This is a genomic window from Enterococcus spodopteracolus (genome assembly GCF_030441955.1).
Lineage (GTDB): Bacteria > Bacillota > Bacilli > Lactobacillales > Enterococcaceae > Enterococcus_B > Enterococcus_B spodopteracolus.
On record NZ_JARJHD010000024.1, the window covers coordinates 1 to 9,321 of the forward strand.

Sequence of the window (9,321 nt, forward strand, 5' to 3'; positions counted from 1 at the left end):
ACACATCAATTCGACCTTATGCTCGAGCAAATGAAGAAGGTGCCAGTGAGTTAGTTCTTCCGGAAGTCATTCTAGATAGTTCTCATGTCGACAAGTTTCCGGAACGTCGGGTACAGACAGTGGATCTCAGTAGCCGTAATCCTCAAACGGTCGCAGAGTTACGCCAGTTCGCTCAGTACTATATTTCTAGCAATCAGGTCGGGTTGCCTCGTGTAAATCTGAAAGTGAAGTTTGCGGATCTGTACAGTGCGACTGGTGAGGAACAACATCGGCTGCTCGAGCAATTGGAGCTGTATGACACCGTCACCGTGGCTTTTAACAAGCTAGGTGTCAACGTCAATGCGAAGATCAATCAGACGGTTTGGAACGTGCTGTTAGATAAATACGAATCGATTGAGATTGGCGATTCAAGAGCGACATTGGGGTCCAATCAAAAAGAACAGGATCGCGATCATGAGGAACAGATCAATCGCCCCCCCATTATTGGCCCTGGAAACATAGCCAACGTTAGACCTGGCACAATTACAAATCTTGTTGCTTATGGTGGTTTTAGCCAAGTTCTTCTGCATTGGGATATGCAGGGACTGACCGTTCGAGAATATGAAATTTACGGCTCTCAAGAAAAAGGGTTTATTCCGGGACCAAGCAATCTGTTGGGGACTACAAATGTGAATGCCTATACCCATGGAACAGAAACCAAATTGCAATGGTACTACCGTGTTCGGGCAGTTAATCACCACGGTGTCGCTGGCAACTTCAGCGAGGAAGTTTTTGGGCAGACTGCCAATACGAAGGAACTAGATGAACTAGAAGGAATCTTGGACGATTTAAATGATCGGATTCTTCCGGAACTGGATGAACGTCTGACAGAGAACGATCAGCTTCTTTATGATTTAAAGCAGAACATTTTGCCGGATCTTGAAGGCCGGTTAAAAGAGCTTGAAGTTGAAATGGACATACTCACCACCGTTAAGTTGCCGGGACTTGAGCAGAAACTGATTGACAACGAGCTAGCTTTGAATGAATTGAACAATATTTCGTTACCTCTACTGGATGATCGCTTGAAGTCCGCCGAACAAAATTTCCTTGATGCACAAAAGCGAATCGATGATGCAATGTCTGATATTCGAGAGGTTGAGGATCTTCTTTCTGATTGGCAGTGGCAGGACACAGTCGAGATTGATGGTGGCAAGATTCGAGCAAACACGATCCAAGCCTTGTCGATTGTTGCTGGAACTATCACCACCACACAAATTAGAGCAGGGAGTATTGTCGGGAATGATTTAGCCATAAATACAATCACAGCCAGAGAAATCAACGCTCAAACAATCACTGCGAACGAGATTGCGACCAATGCGATTATCACAAGGCACATATCCACGAATGCGGTCACTGCGAATGAGATTGCCGCACGAACCATCACAGCAACGGAAATTGCGGCAGGAACGATCACAGGGACACAGATTGCGGCAGATACCATTCGAGGAAGCCATATCTTTGCTGGAACAATTACAGCAACAGAGATTTCTTCCGGAGCTATCACTGCAGTGAAAATTGCTTCTAATGCAGTGACAACAGTGAAGTTAGATGCTGAAGCTGTCACAGCTGCAAAGATTGCAGCAAACACGATCACAGCCGCTCAGATTGCAGCGAATACAATAACTGCAAACCAAATAGCCACAAATGCCATCACTGCTGATCGGATTGCTTCAAATGCCATTATCGCTCGTCACATTACCGGTAGCACAATTACTGCGGATAAATTGGCCAGTGGATCGGTAACAACCGCCAAACTTGCAGCAGGTGCAGTCACAGCCACGACGATTGCAGCACGAGCTGTTTCGGCAGATAAGTTAGCTACTAATGCCATTCAAGTAGGGTTCAACTCAATGGGAAACACCTTGCGTTTGACACCAACCACCTTGACCTTTAATCGATCTGCGAATATCCGCTTTATGGAACTGACGGGTACTTCTTTACAATTCTACAATACTGCAACTTCGAATATTGGTGGGTTTGAACGAAGTACAACTTCTGCTGGAAACCCTTGTGTTGCCTATCATGCTAGAAACAGCGCAAGCTTAATTCTAGGGCGCGGAACAAATACAGGAGGAATAATCCTTCTTGAAATCAGAGCAAATAGTGGGATCATTCAAATGTTTGGTAATTTGAACATGAATGGTTGGTCGATCACCAATCAATCTGATATCCGTCTTAAAGAAAATATCGAAGATACGATCGTCAATGGCATTCAAGAAACAAAAAGGATTCACATGGTTGATTTTGAGTGGAAACAGGGTTATCGAAATCAGAGTTCCAAGGTCAATATTCCGAGTGGGAAGCAGTTCGGAATGATTGCACAAGATGTTCCGTTTCTTCAAGCACCTATCGAAGAGGATGATCATTACTTGAGAATCGACATGAACAAACAGGTAAATCTGAATACAAAAACGAATCAAGAATTGATTGCGATTGTTGAGGACCAGGAACGACGCATTCAAAAATTAGAACAAAGAATGGGGAAAACAGCATGAGAATTACTCTTAAAAATGAAGAACTAAATGCAGCAATACGCTTTTTGACGAACATGAAAATTGAAGGAACAAGAAAAAATCGGCAGCGTTCAAAACTTAAAAATGCGCTATTAGATGCTGCAAAGGAACTGCATGAATCACAGATGGAGCTTTTTGAAAAATATGGACAAAAAGACGCTTCAGGAAAGCTGATTCTCAATGAAACACAAACAGGTTATGAGTTAAAAAAAGAAACCAGACAAGAATATGTCAAAGAAATGAATATTTTATTGGCAGAGGAAGTTGTCATTGATGGCGGTGTAAATGCCAAACTAATTGAAGCATTTGGCGAAACATTAGCCAATTATGAAGGTATTTTATCTGGTGAAGATGCAGAAATTTGCGACCGGCTAATGGATGAATTTGAAAAGGAGGAAAACCAAGATGTTAAAGACTAACACAAGTACTGATTTTAAAGGACAGGTAATGATTAACGAAACGATGGTCGTCTATCTCTCTGCATCAATTGATAAGGATCAAGGCATTTCAACTTCACCAAGCATCAGTATTCAAGATTCAGAGTTATACCAGAAGAACAAAAAAACTTGCCGTGAAGGAATTCAAGAATTTTTGAAAGAACTGTGGGCGTTAGAAGACAAAGATTGAAGGAGGACGAATGATGGAAAATCTCTACGTAACCAGTGAGATCACGTTAAACAAAACGGCGGAAAAACGTTCTTCTCCTATAACGACCAATACAGAGTTTTTCAGTTATGACCAACGTGTCGCAAAAAAGACGATCAACTTTCAGTTTAATGGGGAGCCTTTGGACCTATCGGAAGCCAATGTCATTTTGGGCTTTGACTTCGTGACTGCAGGACAGTCAGTCATTTTTGAAAGTGATGACGGCTCAATCAAAATTGTGGATCCCGCAGCTGGAAAAGTAAATGTGATGTTGCCAAATGATATCTATGCCTATACAGGGGACGTAGTGATTTACGTCTTTGTGGAATTTTCCAATGGTCAATCGTTAGACTATCCGGCATTTAGTACTGATTTCCAAGAATCTTGGTTAGACCAAGACTTGGAAGAAATGGCTCAGTTTTATGTAAAACGATTTGAGGATCTACGAAACCTTGTTCTAGAACAAGCCTCAGGCATCGATCAAGATTTGACCGAGTTTGAGAACCGAATCGATCAAATTGAATCTGACTTAGCAGCATTCGATATTGAAGCGCTGGTAAAAGAAATCGAAGGAGAGATAAGAACAGCTGTCGAAGACCGCTTAAGTGATATCGAACAGCGTCTTGAAGCTGCTGATTTTGTAACTGAGGAAAGTGTGGATCGAGTACTGGAACAGTTCATGTTTGGCAAACCTCTAATTCGAGAACAATTGCTTGATTTCACCGGGAAGATTCGAGCAAGTTTTGTTGAAAATGTTCACAGAGCCTCGGGAAATCTGACTACAGCAATGCCAAATTTTTCCGGTGCAGGAACAGAAATAACTCAAGGACAGTATAATACGATTTCACGAGATGACGAATCAATATCCGCCATAAGCAGTACTACATCTAACGGGCGTATGTTTGTTTTGTTTGCGTGGGATATAGTGGGGGATATGAAGAGACGATTTCCAGAATTATTTTCCTTTTTCTCACCACAAACAAGAGAAGAAGAACTGCAGATCGTTCAACGAGTGGTCAAGAATATACAATTTACTGCCTACGCTTTTATCAGTGCGACCACGTCTTACCCAATTATCGGCTATCGAAGACCACCGGCGAATATGGGAACAGCGTGGGAAGAGATGACTAGTCACGATGCAACTACGCCAGAACCTCTCTCTTTCCCAGTTGAACTTGTTACTGGACGAGGAAATGAAACAACGAATGCAAGTTTAGGAAAAGCAGTTGTTTATTTAAGAGGACCGGACCGACAAACGACTGGTCAGAACACTATTCGGGTACGCTATGCAAAACTGGAGTACACTGTTGCATTTCGCTTATCAGATCTATACACACCAAAAACGATCAATCAGATGGCAAACCCAACCATCGATATGTTTAATCACTTAGCCCAACGTGTTAACGAAATAGAAAAGAGAGGATGATAAAAATGGACGGACACAAAGCAATTTATGACACAAGGGATTTACAGGATTTGCGACCAATGTTTACACCGAAAGATAGAAAAGTATTTCACCCTTACACAGAAGTCGCACCACCAAATGATCCACACGTGGTGGTTATTGGTTTTGATTTTAATCGTCAAGGATGGAACGTGGTGAGTGCTGCCACACCAGAAGAAGTCGAAGAGTTGAAAGAAACAGCGGACACACTAGGTAGATCGGTTGTGCAATTAACGTTGCAAAATCTTCAACTAGCACAACAAGTAAGAGAATTGGCTCAAGGAGGGCAAGAAGATGCTTAATTTTGAGACGATCCAAGATTGGTACAATCGTGGCTGGATGACAGATGATGATGTTCACCAGTTTCTGGCACTTGGTGCGATCACAGAGGAACAGTCAAAGATAATTTTAGAGAATGAGGATTAGGTAGGTGACTTATGGAGGCATTAACCATAGCTGAGTGGATCGCAATTGTTTCACTGGCTTTTACATTGATTTTTGGTATTGCAAAATTTTATGCGATGTTCACGAAAATGGATCACACACTAAGTGAATTGAATGAGACCATCAAGGAACTTAAAAAAAATCAGACAGAATCTAGCAATCGGCTTTCAATTATCGAAGAACAAATCAGATCTATTTTTAAGCAAATTGGAAAGGAGAGAAAATAAAATGACTGAAATCTTAGCTGCTTCAAGTATTATTACACCACTAGTCGTCGGTGTCACAGGGTTAATCAAAACACAAATGAAGGATTACAAACTCTTACCCTTGATCAATGTGATTGCGGGTATTTTGTTAGGCGTGCTATACGCAGTGACTCTAGCACCACAAGATTTAGCGATCTACGCATGGGCTGGAGCTGTTTCAGGATTAGCCGCTGGTGGATTATTTGATTTAGGAAACAGTGTCATCCATTTAGATGAATAACTTAACAAGAAAAATGATAAATAAAGAAAAAGAGTAGCCAAACGGTTACTCTTTTTTATTAGAAAATTGGAGGAATTTACGATGGGAATTTCAAGTTTAGCAACAAGATATCAGTTTGAAAACTTTGGAACAAAATGGTCTGGCACTCGAACCAATGCACAAATTACAACGGTCGTGGTCCATCATCAAGCGGGGACAAATTTTAACAGCATGCCTGAAATCTGGCGAAATGTCGAAGCTTCCGCACACTATGGTATTGGTCCAGATGGGACAATTCGAGCATACATTGATGAAAATAAGATCGCTTGGCATGCTAATCGGGCGAATAATTATTCCATTGGGATCGAGTGCACAAACACGACAGGAGCGCCAAATTGGCAAGTGTCGGAGAAGACTATCGATTCGTTAGTCCGTTTAATTCAGGATATCGAGAAACGACTTGGGAAAAAAGTTGCAGTCATTGGTCATAGAGATGCCCCTGGCGCCGCTACTGTTTGCCCAGGACCATTCTTGTACTCAAGACTAGGTACGATTCGAAATCGAGTGAATCAGACCAATAATGTAAATACTGTTCAGAATCAACCGCAGACACATGATCAAATTATTTTAGCGAGCCAGCCAAAAATCATTGGTAATTATGTAGGTAAGTTAGAAGTTTTTAACGAGTTACGACTAGGTACATTCCGGATTGCTGGATGGTTGGTTCCGCAAAATGGTGCAGCTTATTTAAATCAAGGATATGTCTTCTGGATGGATGCCGACAATCCGGATGTTGAAATTGGACGTTGTAAATCAGCCGGTATTATCAGAGATGATGTGAATGCAGCATATGGATTACCTAGCGGTCTACGATTTGGTTTGGATGGCACACTAGATATCCGTAAATTTGCAGGAAAAAGGGTCTTTCCGATGTTACGACGAACAAACGACTCTAACGGAAATACGATCAATGGACAAACAGTGGATATTCGTTTTCCAGAGTATGTTTTGACTATTCCTAAGCGATAAAAAAATATCCCCTCGTTTTGAGGGGGATACATAATTAGTATATAGCAACTGTTAGGTTGTGTAATTTTTATAAAGATTGTAAAATGATATTATGACAATTTGATCGGAGACTAGGTCCATGCAAGAAGTATATTTGTTTTTTGATGATTCAGGAGTTTTACATAGGAAAGCACCTAACAGATTTTTTGTATATGCGGGGTATGCTTTCTTTAATAAAGAGAGCAAAGAAATTGCGAAAAGAAAATACAAGGGCGTGGTTAAAAGGATAAAAAAACAAAAAATGATAAACGGAGAATTGAAAGCTTGCGTATTAGAGAGAAAAGATAAGTATGAGTTATACCGAGTTTTAAAAAATGAACATAGTATGGGCCTAAGTGTGGATATAAGCAGAGTACAAGATAGTATTTTGGATAATAAGAAATCAATACATAGATATAAGGACTATGTACTGAAAAGGTTAGTCAAGGAAAAAATAAACTTATTTATTAATAAAGGTTTATTAGATCCTGAGGGAAATTTAAAGTTATTTATATGTGTTGATGAACAAGCAACAGCAAGCAATGGTTACTACAATTTTGAAGAATCTGTTTATGAAGAATTGAAGAATGGAATACACAATTTTAATTATGGAGTATTTTATGAACCAATTTGGCATGGAGCTCTTGAAGTGGAAGTTAGTTATTGTGATTCTAAATGTAACTACTTAATTCAAGCTAGCGATATTTTGGCAAATAGATTATGGACATCCTTTAAAATTAATGATCCTGGGATGAGAAATATGCCTCAGCATTCATGTTTAAGATTGCCATAAAAGTTATATTTTTATTTGTAATATACTTGCATTTATTTGTTGACTGATTTATGATATGGTTACAGATAGAACTATTCTATACTGCCGACACGGGAGATACGATAATAGCTATTAAGCGTAATGGAAGTACGCCGTACTCTGTGGGCCACTCTTATCAGAGTGGTTTTTTTATTGAATATATATTTTTATTAGTTTAATAAAGATAGTGGACAATCTTAGGAATCTTACTTTAAAAATTATAATGTATAAAATACATTGAAAAGAAGTGAAGATAGTGGCAAATGTGTTGAAAGTAGCGAAAAATCATGAAAATTTGATTTGTGAATATACCCCATACGCAGAGAATACATCCTTTATTTTTGAAAAAATAAATCAGGATGGCTCTTATACTGTAAAAAGAACGTTTACCATCTCAAATAATGAGATATTAGAAGATAAGGAAAATTCTATTGAATTTGAAATTGGAAAAAAAGATGGAGACTATTATCATTTAAATAATAAAGTATTAGGAATAGAACACAATATTTTTATTTATGAAGATATGAAGACGGATATATCTTATTTCGTAGCGCATGAAAATATATCTATAATGAAAAAAATAGATGATATACTCGATGAAGATTTATTTATAGGTGGTAAAAACGGAAATTTACCTGAAAATATTTTTGAAGAATTAATAAAAAAATTTCCAAATAAACATGAATTGTATCTATATTCTTATATGAGAATCGGGGTTCTAATACAAGATTATTTATTAACTAAAAAAGAAAATCATATTGTCTACGAAAATTATATGTCAAAGAAAAATAAGAACACTTTTATTACAGATCATAAAGATATAATAACAGAAAAAGAAATAGCAGAAAACGAATACTTAAAGTATCTATATATAAAAAATAAACTGGTAAAAATGTTAGAAAATGAAACTATTTATTCAGAAAAAGATTGGCAAAATGAAATTGCAAAGATTCTTACTCTTATTTTTCCAATGTATCAATCAGTTGTTGAAGAACCAGTCATAAAAACTGATGAGGGTGATAAAAGACCTGATTTTATTTTTATTGATGTAAACGGAAATATAGACATAGCTGAAATAAAAAAATCATATAATATTCCTATAATGACAAAAACTCAATATAGAAATAACTATTATGCTTCTAAAGAACTAACAGGCACATTAATGCAGATAGAAAAATATATTTATCACCTATGTAGAACTGCAAAAAATTCTGAGAAACTAATAAAGAACAAAATATTTAATCAAACTCAAGAGGAACTTGACATTTATATAAGAAATCCTAGGGGAATAATTATTTTAGGGAGATCAAACAAATTAAATGCAGATCAACTAAGAGATTTTGAAATTTTAAGAAGAAAGTATAAACATATTGCTGATATTATTTCTTATGATGATTTAGTTCATCGACTAGACTCTTTATTAAAGAAATTTGAATATAAAACAATATAGATTGTTGCGTATCTAAATTAAACTACAAAAATATTTTAAATTCTAAAAAGGACTTATCCATCTAATTATGAATAGGTCCTTTTTTACGTTCGTCAATTAATTTTAGCAACTCGTTTATATTCCGAATCAAAACCTAACCATTGATAATATAGCGAGTTTTTCTCTGATCAAAAAAGCACATGACTTGAACAATAAATATAAATAATACTTCCAAATAGTCATTGTCAATTTTTTGAAGACTCTTAAACATAAGGAAGTGCAGGTATTATCCAAGTACCCATGATTGCAACGCCTAGTATTAATAGCGAAAATAGGATACAACATATCATGAATACGCTCCAATTCGATTGATCAACATCAAGTTTTTTTTGATGAATTATCCAACCGGTTGTAAACATTGTGAAACTAACAAAATATAGAATTAGAATTAAGAAAATAAAAATCACCTCAAATAATAATATAA

General features: G+C 37.4%; 11 protein-coding genes. All 11 read left to right on the forward strand.

Going from position 1 to position 9,321, the window contains the following annotated elements; all coding sequences use genetic code 11:
* A partial coding sequence (locus tag P3R27_RS13685; protein WP_301390162.1) for a phage tail spike protein occupies window positions 1–2,534 on the forward strand: 2,534 nt, incomplete at its 5' end.
* A complete protein-coding gene (locus P3R27_RS13690) occupies window positions 2,531–2,971 on the forward strand; it encodes a DUF1617 family protein (RefSeq protein ID WP_301357390.1) in 441 nt (146 codons plus the stop codon). The genes P3R27_RS13685 and P3R27_RS13690, both read left to right, overlap by 4 nt.
* Entirely contained in the window at window positions 2,958–3,179 is a 222-nt protein-coding gene (locus tag P3R27_RS13695; protein ID WP_301357389.1) for a hypothetical protein, read from the forward strand. The genes P3R27_RS13690 and P3R27_RS13695 overlap by 14 nt, the downstream gene beginning before the upstream one ends.
* A 13-nt stretch (window positions 3,180–3,192) precedes the next feature.
* A complete protein-coding gene (locus P3R27_RS13700; RefSeq protein ID WP_301357387.1) occupies window positions 3,193–4,623 on the forward strand; it encodes a BppU family phage baseplate upper protein in 1,431 nt (476 codons plus the stop codon).
* A gap of 5 nt (window positions 4,624–4,628) precedes the next feature.
* On the forward strand, window positions 4,629–4,943 hold the full coding sequence (locus P3R27_RS13705; RefSeq protein ID WP_301357386.1) for a hypothetical protein: 315 nt from the start codon (window positions 4,629–4,631) through the stop codon (window positions 4,941–4,943).
* Complete coding sequence (locus P3R27_RS13710; protein WP_301357376.1) at window positions 4,936–5,067, forward strand: XkdX family protein; 132 nt, start codon at window positions 4,936–4,938, stop codon at window positions 5,065–5,067. Before P3R27_RS13705 ends, P3R27_RS13710 begins: the two co-directional genes overlap by 8 nt.
* A gap of 11 nt (window positions 5,068–5,078) precedes the next feature.
* Window positions 5,079–5,312 (forward strand): hypothetical protein, encoded by a 234-nt coding sequence (locus P3R27_RS13715; protein WP_301357385.1) that lies wholly within the window; start codon window positions 5,079–5,081, stop codon window positions 5,310–5,312.
* Window position 5,313: 1 nt separating this feature from the next.
* Window positions 5,314–5,571 (forward strand): holin, encoded by a 258-nt coding sequence (locus tag P3R27_RS13720; protein WP_301357384.1) that lies wholly within the window; start codon window positions 5,314–5,316, stop codon window positions 5,569–5,571.
* A gap of 81 nt (window positions 5,572–5,652) precedes the next feature.
* Window positions 5,653–6,579 carry a peptidoglycan recognition protein family protein gene (locus P3R27_RS13725; RefSeq protein WP_301357383.1) on the forward strand — a complete coding sequence of 309 codons (927 nt, stop codon included), beginning with the start codon at window positions 5,653–5,655 and terminating at the stop codon, window positions 6,577–6,579.
* Window positions 6,580–6,697: 118 nt separating this feature from the next.
* Window positions 6,698–7,390 carry a DUF3800 domain-containing protein gene (locus tag P3R27_RS13730; RefSeq protein ID WP_206859438.1) on the forward strand — a complete coding sequence of 231 codons (693 nt, stop codon included), beginning with the start codon at window positions 6,698–6,700 and terminating at the stop codon, window positions 7,388–7,390.
* 274 nt (window positions 7,391–7,664) lie between these two features.
* On the forward strand, window positions 7,665–8,858 hold the full coding sequence (locus P3R27_RS13735) for a Shedu immune nuclease family protein (RefSeq protein ID WP_206859436.1): 1,194 nt from the start codon (window positions 7,665–7,667) through the stop codon (window positions 8,856–8,858).
* The last annotated feature ends 463 nt before the right edge of the window (window positions 8,859–9,321 follow it).

Bases quoted from the DNA above. Each gene is read 5' to 3' on its own strand.
- P3R27_RS13725 (WP_301357383.1), top strand. From the start codon at position 5,653: ATGGGAATTTCAAGTTTAGCAACAAGATATCAGTTTGAAAACTTTGGA.
- P3R27_RS13695 (WP_301357389.1), top strand. From the start codon at position 2,958: ATGTTAAAGACTAACACAAGTACTGATTTTAAAGGACAGGTAATGATT.
- P3R27_RS13710 (WP_301357376.1), top strand. From the start codon at position 4,936: ATGCTTAATTTTGAGACGATCCAAGATTGGTACAATCGTGGCTGGATG.
- P3R27_RS13715 (WP_301357385.1), top strand. From the start codon at position 5,079: ATGGAGGCATTAACCATAGCTGAGTGGATCGCAATTGTTTCACTGGCT.
- P3R27_RS13690 (WP_301357390.1), top strand. From the start codon at position 2,531: ATGAGAATTACTCTTAAAAATGAAGAACTAAATGCAGCAATACGCTTT.
- P3R27_RS13705 (WP_301357386.1), top strand. From the start codon at position 4,629: ATGGACGGACACAAAGCAATTTATGACACAAGGGATTTACAGGATTTG.
- P3R27_RS13700 (WP_301357387.1), top strand. From the start codon at position 3,193: ATGGAAAATCTCTACGTAACCAGTGAGATCACGTTAAACAAAACGGCG.
- P3R27_RS13730 (WP_206859438.1), top strand. From the start codon at position 6,698: ATGCAAGAAGTATATTTGTTTTTTGATGATTCAGGAGTTTTACATAGG.
- P3R27_RS13720 (WP_301357384.1), top strand. From the start codon at position 5,314: ATGACTGAAATCTTAGCTGCTTCAAGTATTATTACACCACTAGTCGTC.